Genomic DNA, 20,626 nt, shown 5'->3' on the forward strand with positions numbered 1-20,626 from the left:
TATGATTGCTGACTAAGTGTTACGGGTAGGATCATGGGTGGAAATCGAAATGCTTGAAGGTAGTTGGATTGGCAACCTCAACGGAACATTGGTTGGAAACCTGTTCGCGGAATTTTACTCTGATGGCGACGTAACCAAAATTATATTGAGAGCGAACGTCGATAGTCAGCCGATTATTCTAACAGGGCAAGTTGAAAGGCGTGACGATAGCATCGTAGCAAGTCTGTCCTCAGAAGACGCCGCATTGGGTGACGAGTATGATACACGCCTTGTATTCGATTCAATATCTGATGACCGGCTTGGCGGTCGCTGGTTTCTAAAAACTGGGCACGGAGGCTCTTTTGTTCTTGGACCAGCCACAAATATTCAAAGAAGTACTCCTGCTGCCGCTACTGACAAGAGCCAGTCCCACAAGAGTGCGTTGAAGATTGTCCGCAGAACCATCTCACTTCCAAAAATCACCATATACCGTGACGAGATAAAGAGATTATCTAGCCAGATGAAGGAGTGGCTGAATACACCCTTCCAAGTTGTTATTCATGCCGGAACCCACAAGGCAGGACAGTCGAAGAAAGATATTCGCAAGTTTGATTCAGATTTTTGGGACGATCCATCTTTAAGTAAGCATGCGGAATTTCTTTATCTATCACTTTCCGAGCCAGGCGAATTGCCTAGAACTATCGATGTCCACCTAGGCAATGAAGGTTGTTCGGTGTCTGTTACAGGCGCTGACGAGATTTGGGTATCTGGCTGCTTCAACGAATTGGAGCAATTCTTCTCAGAAAAGAACTCTCGTTGGCGAACCCTTTACGAAAACCATGCACTTAACTTCAATGGACTCGCCTTTCTCATCAGCCTGACACTTCTGCCAAGCCTAGATCTCCCACAAAGAATAGTTCTAATGACTTCCGCAATTACGCTAATGTTACTTTTCAAATCCTTTCACGATCATACCACTTCTTTGCGAATATTCCTTCAACAAGACCAGACTGAAACGAATTGGTTAGACTTACCACGTATATTCAACACTTTGCTCGGCGCTGGAATACTCGCGTTTGTACCGGTGGCTTACACTTGGCTTAGCGGCAACGGGCTGCAAAATCTGCTCGACTGGCTCTCGAAATTTGCTGGCCAACCTTGATTTTCGCGGGCCTCAAAGCCTCCCTTGGTGCGATATTAAGATAAAATCCCTCTCCTACGCGGCAAGGGCGGCGTAGATATGGAGCTGGAACTTGTCAGCATAAGGCATCTGGGAAACCGGAGACTGAGCTTCAGATCTTCCATCAAGATCGCCACGTGAGAACCCCTTCTGCTGAGACGGTCGAGCTTCACCATCAGTAGCAACAGCTCAACAAGCTAGAAACTATCCTCACTAGCGGGAGCAACAAAAAACAACTGTCTCACCTTTTCGATTCGCGTTTTGCCGACGGGAACCGTCTACGCAATCTGGTCCGGAGCGGGCATCGTTCTCATCACCATGGTCGCCTGGCTAGTGTTCGACCAGAAACTCGACCTGCCGGCCCTGATCGGCCTTGGACTGATCCTTAGCGGGGTGGTGATCATCAATGTTTTCTCGAAATCGGTCGGCCATTAGGCCGAAACGCCGAAGCAGCCCCAGAAACGAAAAAAGCTCCGGAAAACCGGAGCTTTTTTAGATTGTTCTGGACCTTGGTAGTGTGTCCAAAACCAGAATTTGGTGCCCAGGAGAGGACTCGAACCTCCACGCCCTTGCGAGCGCTAGCACCTGAAGCTAGTGCGTCTACCAATTCCGCCACCTGGGCTGTGAGGGGGGCTTGTAAGGGTGGTTCCGGGGCTTGTCAATCACTCTGTGTGACTTTTTTTATTCATTCACAGCGAGCCCTTCACAGACCCGCGGCAAAGGGCTAAGAAACTCCCAGACTGAGCCGGCCAAATTCCAGGCCGCCTCTCCTTTTGGACGCGACAGAAGGCATTTTCAGGATGTCCACAGCACTTAACGGCAAACTCGTCACGGTTTTCGGCGGATCGGGATTCCTTGGCCGTCATATCGTTCAGGCGCTCGCCAAGCGCGGTTACCGCGTGCGCGCAGCCGTCCGCCGTCCCGATCTGGCGACTCATCTTCAGCCGCTTGGCGCCGTTGGCCAGATCATGCCGGTACAGGCCAACCTGCGCTATCGCTGGTCGGTCGACCGGGCCGTGATCGGCGCGGATGCGGTGGTCAACGCCGTCGGCATCCTGGCCCCCAGCGGCAAACAGTCCTTCGACGCGGTGCAGAGTTTCGGTCCGCGAGCCATCGCGGAAGCCGCGCGTGCCGCTGGCCTTGATCGGATCACGCATATCTCTGCCATCGGTGCGGACGCACAGAGCAGCTCCGCCTACGCCCGCTCCAAGGCGGTCGGCGAAGCCGGTGTTCTGGAAACCCTGCCCGGCAGCGTCATCCTGCGGCCATCCATCGTGTTCGGTCCGGAAGACAAGTTCTTCAACAAGTTTGCCGACATGGCCCGCTTCTCGCCTGTGCTGCCGCTGCTTGGTGGCGGCGAGTCCAAGTTCCAGCCGGTTTATGTCTGCGACGTTGCCGAAGCGGTTGCCCGCGCTGTCGATGGCCAGCTTGCCGGTGGCACCACGTATGAACTCGGCGGCCCTGAAGTGAAAAGCTTCAAGTCTTGCCTGGAAGACGTTCTGGAAGTCACCCGCCGCAATCGCGTTCTGTTGCCGCTGCCCTTCCCGGTCGCATCTGCCATGGGCAAGGTTCTGCAGCTCTTCCCCTACGCGCCGTTCACAGCCGATCAGGTCGAGCTACTGAAAACCGACAACGTGGTGTCTGACAAGGCAAAGGCGGAAGGCCGCACCCTGGAAGGCATCGGCATTCCTCCGGCAACGCTGGCCGCCGTTTTGCCGACCTACCTGGAACGCTACCGCGAGCACGGCCAGTACGACGCACACCGGCCGGCGTAAGGCCTGCTTGCACCTGACTTCTTCGACGGGCCCTTCGGGGCCCGTTTTCTGTTGAAAGAAACTTGCCCGGTGCCGGGCGGGTATGCGCACTCCAGCAGTTCGTCTGCAAGCAGCACCGTTCATCTGCCGCCCCTACCCGGCACAGCTTTTCGTTGCCGCATCCCGCTCCTTCGCCTACCGTCAAAATTGACGGGAGGCGCAGATGTCATTTCTTGCCAAGGTCACGTTACTTTTTGTTGTCTTTGTGGACCTGCTCGGCCAGGGACTGGTGTTTCCGATCATCAATTCCCTGGTGATGGAACCGTCGACGTCGATGTTGCCGCGGTCCACCAGCGACGCGATGCGCCATTTCGATTACGGCCTCATCATCGGCGTCTTCTTCTTGTGCTGGTTCTTCGGTGCGCCCTACATCTCCAAACTGTCGGATGTCATCGGCCGCAAGAACGCGATCCTGATCTGCCTGTTCGGCGCTCTCGGCGGCTATGCGCTCACCATAGCAGCGCTCTATCTCAACAGCTTCCTGCTCCTGATCCTGGGCCGCGCGATCACCGGGCTGACTGCGGGCAACCAGCCGATCGCGCAGGCTGCGATGATCGACGGCAGCACGGATGACGAGGACCGCAACCGGAACATGGGCTATATCATCACCGGCGTCAGCTTCGGGCTGGTCGGCGGCCCGCTGCTCGGCGGTCTCCTGTCGGACCCGGTCCTTCTTGGCGACCTGGCAAGCATCAAACTACCGTTCTATGCCTGCTTCCTACTGGTGCTGATTGCCATCCTGCTGGTGGTGTTCTCATTCAAGGATGCACACGACGCCGAGGCGGAACGGCAGAAATTCGTGTTCAGGCCTTCGGAAATCCTCGAGCTTCTATGGCGTATCCGCAAGTATCCGACAGTGATGCGGCTGACGGTGGTGTTCTTCTTCTTCCACGTCGCCAACCTGTCTTTCTACATCTTCGTCGACAACTACCTGACCAGCCGCTTCGGTTACGGCACGCTCGGCGGTTCGATGGTGATGCTGACGATCGGCATTGCCCTCGCCTTTTCCAGCACGTTTCTGGTGGTGCCGGCGCAAAAGCGGTTCAGCAAGGAAGCTATTCTGGGCATGACCTTCACGGTCTGGGCAGTGTCGGCGGCAGCTTTCATAGCCTCGCCCAACGCAATTCTGACCTATGTGCCGGTCTTCTGTTTCTACTTCGCCTTCGGCATCGCCTATCCGACGTTTCTCGGGCTTTATTCGGCAGCCGTCAGCGACAAGGAACAGGGGTGGGTCATGGGTGTAACCATTGCCGTCTTCACTTTGGTGGCGGGCGTGATCTCGTTGCTGGGCGGGGAACTGATCGGGCTTGATCTGGATCTGCCGTTCTACGGTGTGATCATCGCGGCTCTCACCGCTCTTGTTGTGATGTTCTTTGCCTGGAACAAGCCGGAGATAAAGGCATTGATGCGCGGATCCGGCGGCTGACAGGAGAACTTGCCAGCCGCCGGAAAAGATTATCCACGCCGAGGCCCCAACTTGAAGCGGTCGTCGTGCAGCTCGCTGTAGCCGAGCACTGTGCGTTGCAGGCCGATATCCTTCAGCTCACTCTCGTTCAGGCGAGAAAGTGCTCGGTTAGTTTCCCGGCGGCGAAGATAATTCCGGAACTCTGCCACACAAACACGAAGGGCAGAAAACAGAACACTGCGGCTGTTTGCGCGGCTGCGGAAAATGGTGTCGATCTCAAGGCTCATCTCTCTTCTCCTAAGGGCTGAACGCCCGTTCCTTTCTGGGGACGAGATGAGAATGACAAATCAATCCTGACAGCAGTGAGTCATGTTTGATCCCGTTCTGTTCTCAGGTTATGATTTTTTTTGTTCCGACCTCACAGAGCCCGATTTTCCATGAACCCGATTGAACGCGCACTCGGCATCCTGCTTCTGCTGACCGGCGGCAAACTTGTCCCGGCAACCGTACTTGCCGAACGGTTTCACGTTTCCCATCGCACGATCTATCGCGACATCGACAGGCTGATCGCGCTTGGCGTTCCGGTGGATGCAGAGCGTGGTGCGGAAGGCGGCTACCGGCTTGCCAGCGGTTATCTTCAGCCACCCGTGGCGCTGACCCGCAATGAGACCGCCGCCCTGCTGGCTGCAATGGCACTGGTGCGCTCCAGCCGCACGGTGCCGCTGGCAGACGATCTTGCAGCCGCGGAAAAGAAGCTGTTGGCGTCCCTGCCCAAAACGGTTCACGGGCTCTTGAAAGAGGCCGACAGGATCGTGGGCATCGAACCAATCCCGCCCGACATCTTTCATTCCGGCACAAAGGCGGAACCGACGGGCGACTGGCAGAAGGCCCTCGACGGATTTATGGCCGGTATCCTGGATGGCAAACGGGTCCGCTTCGAACACGTCAACCCCACAAGGCGGACCGTGAAAGCCCATGACGTCGAACCCTATGGGGTCATGTTCGACCGGGACCTTTGGTATCTGGCCGGACGCTGCGTCGATACGGACACGCTCAAGGTCTATCGGGCGGACCGGGTGCGGGGTCTGGAAATCAGCGGGCTCTTTTTCCGGCCCGACAAGACCTTCTCCATCAAGAGCCTTCTCGGCGGGGCATGGCTGTCGCAGGCGATGCGTCGCTGGGAGCAGGAGGAAGCGATTGCCGAGATCCTGATCACTGCCGCACAGGCAAAGAAGCTGAGCGCCGACTGGTATTACCGTCACGCTGTCTTCACACCGGCTGAAGAAGGCCGGATCCTCGTCAGCATCCCCTCTACCGAGCGGGCCCGCATATTGCCGCTCGTCCGCTGGCTCGGGCCGGGGGCGGAACTGCTTGGCCCGGAGGACCTTCGTCAGGAGCTTGCAAGCGAACTGGAGGCACTGGCGGGGACCTATACGGCCAAGAGACGGCTCAACCGCTCGGCCTGAGCCAAGCCCCGAAACCCCGTCACATTCGCTCCGTCGGTCCGGACAAGCGCAACAAAAGCTGCGCGCTGATCCGGACGTTGGTAAAGCGGCCTCAGCCCAGAAAATAAAGTCCGGCGAAACCGGCAATGCCGACGAAAATGCGCCACCAGGCAAAGGGCGCGAAGCCGTGTTTGGAGACGAAGTCGAGCAGCCCCTTGACCACAAACACACCGGCGATGAAAGACGCGACAAAGCCGATACCAATGAGCATGGCATCGTCCATCGAGAGCACGTTGCGGTTCTTGTAGAGATCGTAGGCAAAGGCGCCGGCCATTGTCGGCATGGCCAGAAAGAACGAGAATTCGGCCGCCGAGCGCTTGTCGGTGCCCATCAGCAATGCACCGGCAATAGTCGCACCGGAGCGTGAAACGCCGGGCACCATGGCAAGGCACTGGCAAAAGCCGATCTTCAGGCAGAGCGACAGCGGGTAATCCATCACATTTGTGTAGCGCGGCTTCAGCGGCAGGCGGTCGATCCACAGAAGGACGATGCCACCGAGCAGCAACGTCGTGCAGATAAGCGCGGGCGTTTCGAACAGCACTTCCTTGATGAAACCATGCAGCAGCACGCCGATGACGGCGGCCGGCAGGAAGGCAATCAGGATACCGGCCACGAAGCGCCGGCTGGAGGGATCGCTTGGCAGCGTGATCAGAAGCGTCCACAAACGGCCGAAATAAACCGACAGGATCGCCAGAATGGCGCCGAGCTGGATCAGAACCTCGAAAGTTTTGCCTGTGCTGTCGAAGCCGAGAAAATGCCCCAGCAGCAGGATATGACCGGTTGACGAGACGGGAATGAACTCGGTCAGACCTTCGACAATCCCCAAAATCAGAGCATTAACAATCGTTTGGCCGTCCATTGTGTATCTTGTCTCCAAATGGCTTGATGAAAACCAGCCTGACCAAGTATGTCTCGCGACTCAGGGCGTCTCCCAAGTCGCCGCTTATTTGACGAAGCGAAGTCACGCCGTCAAACCCTTGATAACCATATTCGGGGCAAACTCTCCGTTAAGGCGATTGCAGCATTCGGCATTCGCTTTGACGTAGTCTTGCCACAGTTCAGGCTCTTAACCCCTTCATGCTGACGCTCTACCATCATCCGTTCTCGCCATCTTCAAGGTTCATCCGGCTCATCCTGAGCGAATACGGTGCCGCCTTCGAGGAGCATCACGTGAACCCATGGGAGCGGCCTCAGGCGCTCCTGGTGCTGAACGCGGCAGGCACCGTGCCGGTTATCGTGGAAAACGAAGGCCCTGCCATTTGCGGCGCCGGACCAATCATGGAGTATCTGGACGAAACCCGGGGCTATGCGGTTGCCGACCGCCGGTTGATGCCGGATCATCCCGATGCCCGTGCAGAAACGAGACGCCTGGTCGAGTGGAGCCTCGGCAAGTTCGATCAGGAAGTGATCGGTCATCTTGTGCGCGAACGCATCTACAAGCAGATCATGCCAAAGTCCGCCGGCGGCGGCGAACCGGATTCGGCTGCCCTGCGCGTTGCCCGGGCAAATATCCATCACCACCTGAAGTACTTCGGCTATCTGGTCGCCTCCCGCCGCTGGGTTGCCGGCGACCGGCTGACCTTCGCCGACTTCGCCCTTGCGGCCTCCCTGTCGTGTGCCGACTATCTGGGCGAAGTGCCCTGGAGCGATCAGGAAGACATCAAGAGCTGGTATGCGCGGGTCAAGTCGCGGCCGTCGATGCGCCCGCTCCTGGGCGAGAAGGTGCTGGGCATGCCGGCCGCACAGACCTATGCGGATCTCGATTTCTGACGCATTCTTCGTGCGTTCAACCGTTTCCGGTTGAACTGAACGTTGTTCCAGCGAGCAGCCGAAGGCCTTGGACCGAAAGACGCAAAAGCTTCTGACCGCCTTTGAGGAGAAGGCCCGCGCCCTCGGTTTCGACGGCGTGAAGATTGCCGCTGCCGACAGCATTCCGGAAGCGGGCGAACGCCTACGGCACTTCCTGGACAAGGGCTATGAAGGCAGCATGGCCTGGATGGCGGAAACCGCCGACCGCCGGTCCTCACCGCAAGCTCTATGGCCGGAGGTTCGCTCTGTCATCATGCTGGCGATGAACTATGGCCCCGGCAGCGCACCGCACGAACATCCCCTCGCCCATCTGGCCGACAAGACCACCGGCGGCATTTCCGTCTATGCGCGACACCGCGACTATCACGATGTCATCAAGGGGCGCTTGAAGGAACTGGCCAGCTTCCTGGTTTCCCGCTCCGGTGGCGATGTGAAGGTATTCGTCGATACCGCACCGGTGATGGAAAAGCCGCTCGGGGAGGCTGCCGGGCTTGGCTGGCAGGGCAAGCACACGAACCTCGTGTCACGTGATCTCGGGTCCTGGTTTTTCCTCGGCTCGATCTTCACCACACTGGATCTGCCGCCGAGTGGAGCAGAACGCGATCATTGCGGCTCCTGCCGCGCCTGCCTCGACAGTTGCCCGACGAACGCATTTCCCGCGCCTTATCAGCTCGATGCGAGGCGCTGCATTTCCTACCTCACCATCGAACACCCCGGCCCCATTCCGGAAGCGTTTCGCAAAGCCATCGGCAACCGAATTTACGGCTGTGACGATTGCCTGGCAGCCTGTCCCTGGAACAAGTTTGCCGAAGCTGCCAGGGAGGCCAAGTTGATTGCCCGGGCGGAGATGATTACCCCGAAGCTTGCAGACCTCCTGTCGCTGGACGACGCAGCTTTCCGCCAGCTCTTTTCCGGATCACCGGTGAAACGGATCGGACGGGGAAAGTTTCTGCGCAACGTTTTGATTGCCGCCGGCAATTCCGGAGAAATTGAACTGCTCGGCAAGATCGAAGCGCTGCTGGACGATGCAGACGCCCTTGTTCGCGGCACCGCCGTCTGGGCACTCGGCCAACTTTCTGCACAGGAAGATTTTCAGGCCCGCAAAACCGCGGCGTTGCGCGTCGAAACCGACGAGACCGTGCGTTCTGAATGGCTCCTCGCGCAATCCTGATCCGGCTTTTCCCGATTCGACCTTGTCATGTGATTGGTACATAGTCATGGAATGGCCTAGGTCTTGATGAGGACTTGGACGTCCAACCCTATCGGGACCGATCTCGTTCAAACCGCTCGATTCCGATCATTTTATTGGAGCCACGACATTGAATTTTCAGCCCGCCTCCGTTTTCTCATCCAAACCAGCCAGGGCCCGCGTCCGGCTCCTCATGCTCGGCACCGCGCTTGCGCTGGTTTCCGGCTCCGCCCTTGCGCAGGACACCGGCGAGACCGCCTATGAAGCTTATGTAGAAGGCTTGAAGAGCCTGGGTGTCGAGGTCGAAAACGGTAGCGTCGCTTACGACGAAGGTACCGATACGCTGACCCTCACCGACAGCACGATCTCCTTGAGCGGAACCATCGAGGATATTCCGGCCGAGGAAACGGATGTCACAGGCAATGACGGCGCCACGGATATCGAACCGGAAAAGCTGACCGACCTGACCTATTCGCTTTCATTCAGCAGCGGCACGGTCACCATTACAGGTCTCAGCCATGAAGACGGCGACTTTGACGCCGCAAGCTGGGTCTATTCCGACGATTCAGAAATGGTTCTTTCCGCCAGCGCCGAAGGCAAGGGCCGATTGAAGATCGACGGCCGGTTGAGCGGAGTTTCCGCGACGAACTACAGCTTCACCATGCCGGAAGTGCCGGCAGAAGACGAGGCGCATCAGGTCAGCCGCTGGCTGCCGTTCGTGAAGGCCGCTCTCCTGACTTCCTACGACGAAGTCAAGGCCGACAACACCGCCATGACCATCGAGGCGCATGAGATCGAAGACGGCAAGGACACTCTTGTTCTGTCAGGCACCATGCAGATTGCCGGCTACCGCATGGCCGACGCTGTGGATGGCCGGATCGGGGAATACACGATCGACAGCATGAGCCAGTCGATGCAGACCCTGGACACGACCTCGGGCCAGATGCTGAACCAGACCACCAGCCAGGGCAAGACCGTTTACACGGACATGGACGCGGCCGCGTTCTTCGATCTGTTCGACCCCGATGTTCCCGAAACCGGCGATGAAGTGGTCATGCTCGGCTCGGCGTCGGCGATCGACTACAAGTCCAAACAGGACATCGCCGACGGGCTTGCGATTGAAATTGCCGTCGACAAGACCTCGATTTCAGAAGTCACCGTTCTGAAACGTGACAACAACATCCTTGCCCTGTTCGACAGTCTGTTTGCCAAGCAGGTTCCAGCCCCTGAAGAACTGATCACCGGCGTATTCCAGTTCTACCGGTCGTTCGGCGTCACCGATGCCCGCATCAGCGGTATCAACGTGACCGTGCCGACACCTGGCCCAGAAAAGCCGATGGAAATCGCCATCAAGGAAATGTCCATGTCGGAGATCAACTCCGACGGTATCGGCGAAATGATGATGGTCGGTCTCGATGCCCCGGACCTGCCGGAAGGTGCATCGGTCAAGATCGACTGGGCGGCGATCGGCGATATCGAATTCGCCGAATATACGCCCATGCGTGCCATGATCAGCACATTGATGGCGGACCCAAGCTTCGGCGAGGATCATCCGATGGAGGTGGCCCGCGCGTTCATGCCGCGCTCTTTCGGCTATGAACTGGAAGGACTGGACGTTGCCGTGCCGGACCTCGGTCGGACCGAAATCGGCAGAGCCGAGATGACGCTGTCCACCACGGTGCCGCCAATCCCGACCAGCTTTCACGCCAGAACCGAAGGGCTGAAAGTGCCTGTCGCGGCCATCGATGACCCGGAAGCCCAAGCATTGCTGGAAGCTCTCGGTCTGGAAACGGTCGTCTGGTCCGACGAGACCCGGCTCTACTGGGACGAGGCAACGCTGGAACTGCGCCTGGAGCGCATGATGGTGGATGTCGAAGGGCTCGGCCGCGCCGAATTGTCCGCACGTCTTGCAAACGTACCGAAGTCCCTGTTCGAGGATCCCGAGAACCAGGGACAAATGGCCCTTGTTGTTGCCCAGTTCGTCGACGCATCCCTGACCTTCAAGGATGCCGGCCTCACCAAGAAGGGCCTGGCCCACATTGCCGAGGCTCAGAACATCCCCGAAAATGTCTTCCGGGAAGCCCTGGTGGCACAGGCGACGCAAATGACCGCGCCGATCCAGAATGCGGCCTTCACGCAGATGGTTACTGAAGCAGCGTCCAAGTTCCTCGACAATCCGGGGGAACTGAAGGTCACCTTGACGCCGCCGAACCCGGTTCCGCTGGCACAGATCCTGGGTTCGATGGCAGCACCGCAAACCCTTCCGGATCTGCTTGCAGTCAAGATTGTTGCCAATTGATTGCTCTGACCACGTGAATGCGAATACCAAAAGGGCGGCCAGTGGCCGCCCTTTTTTGCCTTCAGGCAGTTAGCTCGTTCTTAGAGTTCTGGCGAGACCTGGCGTCACTCTGCCGCCTGCTGCTGTCCGACCGTTCCGATCCGCGCTGCACAGAACTTGAACTCCGGGATCTTGCCGAAGGGATCCAGCTGCGGGTTGGTCAGGAAGTTGGCCGGGGCTTCGCTGAAGCAGAACGGGATGAAGAGCATGCCTGTCGATACGTCCCGGTCGGCGCGCAGGGTCAATGTGATCGCACCGCGCCGCGTTTCCACCCTCACCTGCTGGCCGATGTCCAGACCCGAGCGCTCGATATCGCGCGGGTTCATGGAAACGACTGGCTCCGGTTCGATGGCATTGAGCACTTCCGCACGCCGCGTCATGGCACCGGTGTGCCAATGCTCCAGCATGCGCCCCGTGGTCAGCACCAACGGGAAATCATCGTCGGGAAGTTCATCCGGCGGCACCAGATCCGACGGCACGATGCGTCCGCGGCCATCTGCCGTCGGGAAGGACTGGCCGAACAGGATCTCGTTGCCAGGCTTGTCCGGGGCATCCGCCGGATAAGTGACCGTGCCGTCGCGCTCCAGCCTTTCCCAGGAAATGTTGCTCAGCGAATTCATGTGCGACCGCATTTCCTCATAGATTGCCGGCACGCCGTCATAGGTCCAGTTCAGCCCCAGGCGGTTGGCGATATCAATGAGGATCTGCCAGTCGGCGCGTGCTTCACCGGGCATCGGTACGCAAGGACGGCCGATCTGAACCTGGCGGTTGGTGTTCGTGAACGTGCCGAGTTTTTCCGCGTGGGCGGAGGCAGGCAGGATCACGTCCGCATGCCAGGCGGTTTCGGTCAGGAAGATATCCTGAACCACAAGATGTTTCAGACTGGCCAGTGCCTTGCGGGCATGGGCCTGGTCCGGATCGGACATGGCCGGGTTTTCGCCCTGAACGAACATCGCCTCGATGCCGCCATCCAGGATATCGTCCATGATCTCCACCACGGTCAAACCGCGCACGGGATCGAGCGTGCGGCCCCAGGCGTCTTCGAATTCGGCGCGGATGTCCGGGTTTTCAACTGAACGATAGTCCGGGAACACCATCGGAATGAGCCCGGCGTCGGATGCCCCTTGCACGTTGTTCTGACCGCGCAGGGGATGCAGGCCGGTGCCCGGGCGGCCTATCTGGCCGGTTGTCAGCGCCATGGCGATCAGGCAGCGGACGTTGTCGGTGCCGTGGACATGCTGCGAAACGCCCATGCCCCAGAAGATGATCGACTTGGCACTGGTGGCGTAAAGCCTTGCGACTTCCCGCAGGGTTTGAGCGTCGATGCCGCAGACCGGTTCCATCGCTTCCGGCGTGAAGTCGACGATCTTTTCCTTCAGTGCCTCGAAGCCGTCCACGTGAGCGGCGATATACTGGCTGTCGTAGAGGCCTTCGGTGATGATGACATTGAGGATCGCGTTCAACATCGCCACATCGGTTCCCGGCTTGAACTTCAAGCCGTAGTCCGCAAAGCGCATCAGCCTCTGGCCGCGCGGGTCCATGACGATCAGCTTTGTGCCGTTCTTGGCCGCCTGCTTGATATAGGTCGCGGCAACCGGGTGGTTCTGCTCCGGACGAGCGCCGATCACGATCATGCAGTCTGCATCGCCGGCCGCATTGAACGGGGCCGTCACTGCACCCGAACCGATGCCCTCCATGAGCGCAGCCACGGAAGAAGCGTGGCAGAGACGCGTGCAGTGGTCGACGTTGTTGGTCTGGAAACCCTGGCGGATCAGCTTCTGGAAGAGATAAGCCTCTTCGTTGGAGCCCTTGGCCGAGCCGAAGCCCGCAATACCACGGCCGCCCTTGGCGTCATAAACCGCTTTCAGACCACCTACTGCTCGCTCGAGCGCTTCGTCCCAGGTTGCCTCACGGAAATAGTCGAGATGATTTTCCAGCGTCATGGCAATGTCGCCACGCTTGGGTGCATCGTCCCGGCGGATGAGCGGCTTGGTCAGGCGCTCGGGGCTGGAAACATAATCGAAGCCGAAGCGGCCCTTGACGCAGAGCCGGTTCTCGTTGGCCGGGCCGTCGCGGCCCTCGACGCTGACGATCTTGCCGTCCTTCACCGAGACCGACGTCAGGCAGCCCACACCACAGAAAGGACAGACGCTGTCGACGGTTTCTTCGGCAAAGATCTCGCGCTTGCTGGCGCTGGCATCCAGAAGGCTCTTTTCCATCAGGGCCCCGGTCGGACAGGCCGACACGCATTCGCCGCAGGCAACGCAGGTGGAAAGACCCATCGGGTCTGCCAGATCGAACACCGGCACCGTGTGCGAACCGCGATCCGCCATGCCGATAACGTCGTTGACCTGCACTTCCCGGCAGGCTCGCTCGCACAGATTGCACGCGATGCAGGCGTCCAGATTGACTGCGATGGCCGGATGGGAAATGTCCTGGGCCGGTTTGGCGCATGGTGCAAAGCGGCTGGTGGCGACACCGATATGGTCGGACCATTTCCAGAAATCACTTTCCGGGTCAGGGTGATGGTCGCGCGAGGGCTGGTCGGCTGCCAGAAGTTCGAACACCATCTCGCGTGCCTTGGACGCACGCTCGCTGGCGGTCTTCACCACCATGCCTTCGGCAGGGGTGCGAATACAGGAAGCGGCAAGCACGCGCTCGCCCTCGATATCGACCATACAGGCACGGCAATTGCCGTCGGAGCGATAACCCGGAGCGTCCTTGTGGCAGAGATGCGGAATGGCGACGCCTTCGCGCTTGGCAACTTGCCAGATGGTTTCGCCGTCTTCCGCGGTGACCATCCGACCGTCGAGGGAGAAAGTGACCTGGCTCATTTCTCGAACTCCTCCGGGAAAAATTTCAGCACCGACGTGACCGGATTGCTGGCTGCCTGCCCAAGACCGCAAATGGATGCCGATCGCATGACTTCATCGAGATCCGTGATCTTCGTCTTGTCCCAATCGCCCGCTGCCAGCAGATGTTCCATCTTCTCCGTTCCGGAGCGGCAGGGCGTGCACTGACCGCAACTCTCGTGTTTGAAGAAGCGCATCAGGTTCAATGCCACATCGCGCATGTCATCCTGATCGGAGAAAACGACGATCGCATGGCTGCCGATGAAACAGCCGTATTTGTCGAGCGTACCGAAATCCAGCGGCTCGTCGGCAAGAGATGCGGGCAGGATGCCCCCGGAGGCACCACCGGGCAGGTAGCCCTTGAAGACGTGCCCCTCTTCCATGCCACCGCAGTATTCTGCCAGAAGCTCGTTCATGGTGATCCCCGCCGGGGCCATCTTGACGCCTGGGTCCCTGACACGGCCGGAAACCGAGAAGGAGCGGTAGCCCTTGTGACCACGGCGGCCGTGGCTGGCGAACCACTCCGAACCCTTCTCGACGATATCCCTGATCCAGAACAGGGTTTCTATGTTGTGATTGAGCGTCGGCCGACCGAACAGGCCGACCTGGGCAATGTACGGTGGGCGGTGGCGTGGCAGGCCGCGCTTGCCTTCGATCGATTCGATCATCGCGCTTTCCTCGCCGCAGATATAGGCTCCCGCTCCGCGGCGCAGTTCAATGTCGATGGTCGTGATGATGCCCGCTTCGCGCAGGGCCTCGATTTCAGTCTTCAGGATCCGGAGTACCGCCGGGTATTCATCGCGCATATAGAGATAGATGCGCGCGGCGGAAATCGCATGGGCGGCAATCAGCGCGCCCTCCAGCATCCGGTGCGGGTCGCGTTCCAGGTGAACGCGGTCCTTGAACGTGCCTGGTTCGCCTTCATCGCCATTGATGGTGAGGTATTTCGGAGCCGGCAGGTCGTGGACGATCTTCCATTTCGTGCCGGTCGGGAAGCCTGCACCGCCCAGGCCGCGAAGGCCTGCTTCCAGCGCCTTGTCCGCAATTGCCGCTGCATCCAGTTCACCCGCGCGCACGCGCTCCAGCAACTTGTAACCACCAGCTTCGCGGTAGGCATCCAGCTTGATGTAATCGGGAACCACCGGATCGGACGTTCCTTCGAACAAGGCAGCGCGCACGGACACTTCGCTTGCGTTGTCGATGGCCCGCTTGCCGACCTGCACGGCCGGGGCACCGGCACAGCGACCGATGCACGGAACTTTCTGGATGCGGACTTTTGCCGGATCAACCCCGGCTTCAAGCGCAGCAGCCAGAGCGTCCGCCCCCTTGAGCGCGCAGGCAACGCTGTCGCAAACACGAATGGTCAGAGGTGCAGGCTTTGCATCCCCTTCCCGTACGATGTCGAAATGGTGGTAAAAGCTCGCGACCTCATAGACCTCGGCCTGCGACAGGCGCATCTCGTCGGCCAATGCGCGCAGGTGCCGAGCCTCAAGACAGCCAAATGCGTCCTGGATCTTGTGCAGATGTTCAATGAGCAGGTCGCGCCGGCGCGGCTCATCACCCAGCAAATTCCGGACTTCGTCCAGGGCCGCATCTTCCAACTGACGCCCTTTTGGCTGGGACGGCTTGCGTGAAAGCCCCTTGCCGAAAGACATTGGCGTACCTCCCGTATTGCTGGAGCGCATCTGGATTTCGCGTCCGCGCTCCTCTCTCGATTTTCGCGGGGGCGGCTGATGGTTCGAACAGGCGAACCCAGGACCTACCCCGCATTTTGGTCCGGATGTTAGCCGCGCCGAGTCAGCCTGTCTGTTTGAAAAACGACAAGCGGGACTCCAATGCTGACGCTTTGGAGCACCTCACGGACAAAAAGCACCGCGAACCCGGCAGGTTCCAGGGGGCTTTTCAGCCCGTATTGGATGAGCTTCGTTTTACGAGGTCAGATGTGAAAACGCGGCAACCACGCGCTCATAGACCGGGCGCTTGAACGGCACGATCAAACCAGGCAGCCGGTCGGCATCCTCCCAGCGCCACTCACTGAATTCCGCGGTGTGGCCGTCCGGGGGCGTGAGGATATCGATTTCGTCTTCCGATCCGTCGAAGCGGTAGGCGATCCAGCGCTGAGCCTGACCGCGATACTTGCCCTTGCGCGATGCGCGGACGACGTCTTCTGGATAGTCGTAGGCGAACCACTCCGGGGCTTCTTCCAGAAGGGAAACGGACTTGATCGAAGTTTCCTCGTAAAGCTCGCGCCGGGCAGCCGGCTCGGGGGCTTCGCCCTTGTCGATCCCGCCTTGCGGCATCTGCCAGCAATATTCGTAGTTGGAGGAACTGCCTCCATCATCGCGGCTGCCAATCCAGACCTTGCCTGCCTTGTTGATCAGCATGATACCGACGCAGGGCCGATAGGGAAGACCGTCGACGGGTTCCGGAAATCCCGGTCCGAGTGCCAGCTTCGTCACGAATACCTCTTGGTGCTCAATTTCTCAGAATTATCGATCGATGGTCGCGCTGACGGGGACCAGCTGGAGACCGCGCTCTTCAAGATCCTGCACCCACTTTTCCAGCTGGCGCACGGTCACGGGCAATGCGGATGCGGTCGCCACCGCGACACCGCGGGCACGGGCAACGCTTTCAAGCTGCAGCAGCTTGGCGTTAATGTCGTCTTCACGCGGTACTTCGTCCAGCACCACGTCCACCCCACTGAAGGGAACGCGCATTTCCTTGGAGACATCATCGGCGATGGACCGGGAAGATGTGCCGTTGTCGGCGAACATCAGGCCACGCGCCTTCAGTTTTTCCAGAAGAAACTCCATGGAGGGTTTCGTCGCAGTGAAACGCGCGCCCATTTCAGGAATGACGCCCACATAGTTGGTCGCCCGCGTGAGCAGGAACCCAAGCCGATCCATCATTTCATTGGGACGCAGGCTGACCAGCAGCGTGTGCGGGCCTGGGTCATTATCGGGAAAATCGAACGGCTCCAGCGGCAATTGCAGCAGCAGTTCATGGCCCTTGGTCCGGGCCTGCTGCATCCACAGGTCCAGGTCTTCGCCATAAGGGGCAAGCGCAAAGGTCGTATCGGCCGGCAACCGGGTAATGGCGTTCTGGGTACCGGTTTCACTCAGGCCGAGCCCGGTCACGATGACGGCAATTTTCGGGATCGAGGTGAACTCGCGAACGATAGGCCGAGAATAGGCATCCAGCGGACGGATACCGGCATCGCTGACCTTCGGCAGGAACCCGAAATCGGACCGTTCGCTGACACGGCTGTCCGGATTGATCGACAGGCCGGTCACCGGAGCTTCCGGGCCCAGTCCGTCCGGTCGCATGACCATGTCGTAGCGCGGGCCAAGCAGATCCTTGCTGCTTTCCGGACGCAGGTTCGGGCCCAGGTCACCGTTGATGCCCGGGCGGATCTCGACCACTTCGATGTCCTGGGAGGTCACACCTTCGACAATGGCGTCGAGCGGCAGAACGGCAACGGGTTCTCCGCCTAGCGGGTCGTCGACAACAGTGATCCAGACGAGCGTAGAAGTGAGGATCACGCTCAGAATTCCGACCCCGATAAGACCGAACGGCAGCCTGACCAGCCGCCGCTTGCCCATGCCTAAAGGAGCTGTGAGATCTTCGCTCGACATATCGTCCTGAGCCTATTGCCCGGTTTCAGGATGTCCCCGAACCGGAAAGTTTGTTTTTGATATACGCAGAACGAGAACGGCAAGTCGCGCGCCGGCGGACCGGCGCGCGTTTGTTGATTTAGTTTTTGACAGCCGCGCTGTCGGAGACCGGCGGGAAGGCGCTGTTCACCTGATTACCGCGCAGAAGGTCGAGTGCCAGGTTCAGCTGGGTGTCGTCCTTCGGATCGGACGGCACATAGGCCTGGCTACCGGATTCTTCCTCACCTTCAGAAGCTTCCAGGTGGCCACGAAGACCGGCTTCGCCCTTGGTATCGACACGGCCGACCAGATCGTCCGGCAGATCCTGCAGGGACTCAATGTCCGGCACGATGCCCTTGGCCTGGATCGATGTGCCAGACGGGGTGTAGTACCGAGCCGTGGTCAGGCGGATGGCGCCGTTGGCACCAAGCGGGATGATCGTCTGAACCGAGCCCTTGCCGAAGGACCGTGTGCCGAGGATGGTTGCCCGACGATGATCCTGCAGCGCACCTGCAACGATTTCCGAAGCGGAGGCGGAACCGCCGTTGACCAGAACGATTACCGGCTTGCCGGTTGTCAGGTCGCCAGCCCGTGCGTTGTAGCGCTGGGTTTCGTCGGCTTCACGGCCACGTGTCGATACGATTTCGCCACGGTCCAGGAAGGCGTCGGAAACGGCAATTGCCTGATCCAGCAGACCACCCGGGTTGTTGCGCAGGTCGATGACGAAGCCCTTGAGCTTGTCTTCACCGATGTTGGCGGTCATTTCCTCGATGCCTTCCTTCAGGCCGTCGAAGGTCTGTTCGTTGAACTGGGTGACGCGAACATATCCGACGTCATCCTCTTCCCGCCAGCGAACCGAACGGATGCGGATGATGTCGCGGGTGATGGTGATGTCAAACGGCTCGGCGCGGCCCTTGCGGCGCACCGTCACCACGATGTCCGTCTTGACCGGACCGCGCATCTTTTCGACCGCTTCGTTGAGCGTCAGTCCCTGGACCTGTTCGCCGTCGATGTAGGTGATGTAGTCACCTGCCAGGACACCGGCCTTGGCGGCAGGCGTATCGTCGATCGGCGACACGACCTTCACGAGGCCTTCTTCCATGGTGACTTCAATGCCGAGACCACCGAATTCGCCGCGGGTCTGCACTTGCATGTCCCGGAAGCTCTTCGGAGACATGTAGCTGGAGTGCGGGTCGAGGGAGGTCAACATGCCGTTGATGGCGCTCTCGATGAGCTGGGCGTCATCAGGGACTTCCACGTAGTCTGACCGCACGCGTTCGAACACGTCGCCAAACAGGTTAAGCTGCCGGTACGTATCCGTTGCCGCCGCATTGGCCGCTACCGAGACATTGATCGGCATCTGGGACAGTGTCGTGATTGCTGCTGCTCCCATGAGAGCACCCACAAGCAGCAAGGAAGCTTTCCGTATCATCCGCGAGCCTTTTCTTCTTCAGTGCGTGCCCACCAGGGTGTGGGATCGATCGCACGACCGTCTTTCCGGAATTCAACATAAAGGATCGGCTGGGTCGAGCCCAAACCGAACGTCGAAGCGCTTGCCCACTGGGTTGCGCCCATCACTCCGACCGGTTCCCCGGTCAAAACAAATTGCCCCAACTCCGCATCGATCCGGTCCATTCCGGCCAGCAACACATGGTAGCCGTCGCCGGTATTCAGGATCAAGAGCTGTCCGAACGAACGGAACGGTCCGGAATAGACCACCCATCCGTCGGCAGGTGACGTAATATTGGACCCAGGCCGTGTGGCGATAGATTGACCCTCCGTCACACCGCCGAAATCGTCTTCCTGGCCATAGTCCTTCAAAAGCGTACCGGCAACAGGCTGAGGCAGCTTGCCCTTGGCTTCCTGGAACGAAATGGCCGGTGCCAGGCGCCCAGGATCCGCAAAGGGATCATACGAGCGCGACGGATTTTTCCTGGCCTCGAGTGCTGCCTGACGCGACTTTTCCGCCGCCTCCCGGGCGCTCTCGATTTCCACTTCCAGGGTCGCGATCAATTCTTGGAGAGATCCCGCCTTGTCCGCAAGTTCCGCTGCACGCTCCTTCTCTTCCTGAAGGTCCTGTACCGATCTTTGATGTTCCTGCCTTTTCGCGCTCAGAAGAAGCTCCAGCCGGGACTTTTCCTCAGCCAATCGCATCGCGTCGCCGCGCAGGCGGTTTTTTTCCTCAGCAATCACCGTCTTCAGACGGTGCAATTCCTCAAGATCTGCTGCCAGTGCCTCGGTTTCCACCTTCAGCTCCGGCATGACCGCGTTCAGGAGAATCGCACTGCGCACAGCCGACAGCGCGTCGCTCGGGCGCACGGCAAGCGCCGGTGGCGGACGGCGCCCGATTCGCTGCAGGGCAGCCAGAACTTCTGCCAGCACGTCGCGGCGAGCAATCAGCGACAAGCGCACCGCGTCCTCATTCTCCCCCAGCGCGCGCAGCCGCCGCTCGGTATCGGTCAGTTCGCCTTCCAGGCCCTTGATCGTGTCGGACGTGCTGATGATCTTGGCATTCAACGTGTCCCGGTCGCGATCAAGTGCGCGGATTTCGCGTGCGATGGTCGCCTGCCGGTCCGTCGACACCTCGATATCGCGCGACAGCGCGGCAAGTTCCTCTTCGCGTTGTTTCTTGCGTTCCAGTGCAGCAGTCACCTCAGCAGGCGGAGCCGCCTGTTCCTGGGTGGTGGTCTCGTCGACACTTTCCGTCGATCCGGCTGGCAGGGGCAGAACGAGCAAGGCCGCAGTCAGGCCACTCAAGAGCGGGCGGAATTTCTTCCGTCTCTCGAGTTCCGAACGCGCCGCTGTCATGCGATCCGCTATCAACCTGCCTAAGCTCCCAAAGGGTTATCTTCCAATGCGATACACAGTCTGCGTTAACGAACCGTTTACCCTAGTGACCGGC

At 59.4% G+C, this 20,626-nt stretch carries 15 protein-coding genes, 1 tRNA gene and 1 pseudogene; 8 read left to right on the top strand and 9 right to left on the bottom strand.

The window, feature by feature from the left end:
- The first annotated feature begins 37 nt into the window (after positions 1-37).
- Positions 38-1,141 carry a hypothetical protein gene (locus tag HEP89_RS01155; RefSeq protein ID WP_168691147.1) on the top strand — a complete coding sequence of 368 codons (1,104 nt, stop codon included), beginning with the start codon at positions 38-40 and terminating at the stop codon, positions 1,139-1,141.
- A 258-nt stretch (positions 1,142-1,399) separates the two neighbouring features.
- Positions 1,400-1,594, top strand: a pseudogene (locus tag HEP89_RS01160) (SMR family transporter); the annotation flags it as partial.
- A 100-nt stretch (positions 1,595-1,694) separates the two neighbouring features.
- On the opposite strand, the gene HEP89_RS01165 reads toward HEP89_RS01160, so the two are convergent.
- Positions 1,695-1,781 (bottom strand) — tRNA-Leu (locus tag HEP89_RS01165).
- 178 nt (positions 1,782-1,959) lie between these two features.
- On the opposite strand from HEP89_RS01165, the gene HEP89_RS01170 reads away from it, so the two are divergent.
- Positions 1,960-2,934, top strand: coding sequence for a complex I NDUFA9 subunit family protein (locus HEP89_RS01170; RefSeq protein WP_055659463.1), 975 nt, complete (start codon positions 1,960-1,962; stop codon positions 2,932-2,934).
- Between the two features lie 202 nt (positions 2,935-3,136).
- Positions 3,137-4,399: an MFS transporter gene (locus HEP89_RS01175; RefSeq protein ID WP_168691148.1), complete on the top strand. Its 1,263-nt coding sequence runs from the start codon at positions 3,137-3,139 to the stop codon at positions 4,397-4,399.
- Positions 4,400-4,428: 29 nt separating this feature from the next.
- Here HEP89_RS01175 and HEP89_RS01180 read toward each other — a convergent pair whose 3' ends face one another.
- Positions 4,429-4,665, bottom strand: coding sequence for a DUF1127 domain-containing protein (locus HEP89_RS01180; RefSeq protein WP_168691149.1), 237 nt, complete (start codon positions 4,663-4,665; stop codon positions 4,429-4,431).
- Between the two features lie 150 nt (positions 4,666-4,815).
- On the opposite strand from HEP89_RS01180, the gene HEP89_RS01185 reads away from it, so the two are divergent.
- A complete protein-coding gene (locus HEP89_RS01185; RefSeq protein ID WP_168691150.1) occupies positions 4,816-5,844 on the top strand; it encodes a WYL domain-containing protein in 1,029 nt (342 codons plus the stop codon).
- Between the two features lie 91 nt (positions 5,845-5,935).
- Here the strand turns inward: HEP89_RS01185 and HEP89_RS01190 are convergent, their stop codons facing one another.
- Positions 5,936-6,742, bottom strand: a complete 807-nt coding sequence (locus HEP89_RS01190) for an undecaprenyl-diphosphate phosphatase (protein ID WP_023001668.1) — start codon at positions 6,740-6,742, stop codon at positions 5,936-5,938.
- A 218-nt stretch (positions 6,743-6,960) separates the two neighbouring features.
- Between HEP89_RS01190 and HEP89_RS01195 the strand changes: the two genes are divergently transcribed.
- From HEP89_RS01195 to HEP89_RS01205, 3 genes are all read left to right on the top strand, one after another.
- Positions 6,961-7,653, top strand: coding sequence for a glutathione S-transferase family protein (locus HEP89_RS01195; protein WP_023001669.1), 693 nt, complete (start codon positions 6,961-6,963; stop codon positions 7,651-7,653).
- Positions 7,654-7,720: 67 nt separating this feature from the next.
- On the top strand, positions 7,721-8,863 hold the full coding sequence (gene queG / locus HEP89_RS01200) for a tRNA epoxyqueuosine(34) reductase QueG (RefSeq protein WP_168691151.1): 1,143 nt from the start codon (positions 7,721-7,723) through the stop codon (positions 8,861-8,863).
- Positions 8,864-9,011: 148 nt separating this feature from the next.
- A complete protein-coding gene (locus HEP89_RS01205; RefSeq protein ID WP_168691152.1) occupies positions 9,012-11,180 on the top strand; it encodes a hypothetical protein in 2,169 nt (722 codons plus the stop codon).
- A 104-nt stretch (positions 11,181-11,284) separates the two neighbouring features.
- Here the strand turns inward: HEP89_RS01205 and fdhF are convergent, their stop codons facing one another.
- The 6 genes from fdhF to HEP89_RS01235 form a co-directional block, all read right to left on the bottom strand.
- The gene (gene fdhF / locus HEP89_RS01210; RefSeq protein ID WP_168691153.1) at positions 11,285-14,053 is read right to left on the bottom strand and encodes a formate dehydrogenase subunit alpha; all 2,769 of its coding nucleotides are present in this window, start codon (positions 14,051-14,053) and stop codon (positions 11,285-11,287) included.
- Entirely contained in the window at positions 14,050-15,726 is a 1,677-nt protein-coding gene (locus HEP89_RS01215) for an NAD(P)H-dependent oxidoreductase subunit E (RefSeq protein WP_168691154.1), read from the bottom strand. The genes fdhF and HEP89_RS01215 overlap by 4 nt, the downstream gene beginning before the upstream one ends.
- 273 nt (positions 15,727-15,999) lie before the next feature.
- On the bottom strand, positions 16,000-16,530 hold the full coding sequence (locus HEP89_RS01220; RefSeq protein WP_055658263.1) for an RNA pyrophosphohydrolase: 531 nt from the start codon (positions 16,528-16,530) through the stop codon (positions 16,000-16,002).
- Between the two features lie 30 nt (positions 16,531-16,560).
- A complete protein-coding gene (locus HEP89_RS01225; RefSeq protein WP_208984457.1) occupies positions 16,561-17,706 on the bottom strand; it encodes a divergent polysaccharide deacetylase family protein in 1,146 nt (381 codons plus the stop codon).
- Positions 17,707-17,824: 118 nt separating this feature from the next.
- Entirely contained in the window at positions 17,825-19,156 is a 1,332-nt protein-coding gene (locus tag HEP89_RS01230) for a S41 family peptidase (protein WP_023001676.1), read from the bottom strand.
- On the bottom strand, positions 19,153-20,532 hold the full coding sequence (locus HEP89_RS01235; protein ID WP_055658261.1) for a peptidoglycan DD-metalloendopeptidase family protein: 1,380 nt from the start codon (positions 20,530-20,532) through the stop codon (positions 19,153-19,155). The genes HEP89_RS01230 and HEP89_RS01235 overlap by 4 nt, the downstream gene beginning before the upstream one ends.
- Between the last annotated feature and the right edge of the window lie 94 nt (positions 20,533-20,626).

This window comes from Labrenzia sp. 5N (assembly GCF_012395805.1).
GTDB lineage: Bacteria > Pseudomonadota > Alphaproteobacteria > Rhizobiales > Stappiaceae > Roseibium > Roseibium algicola.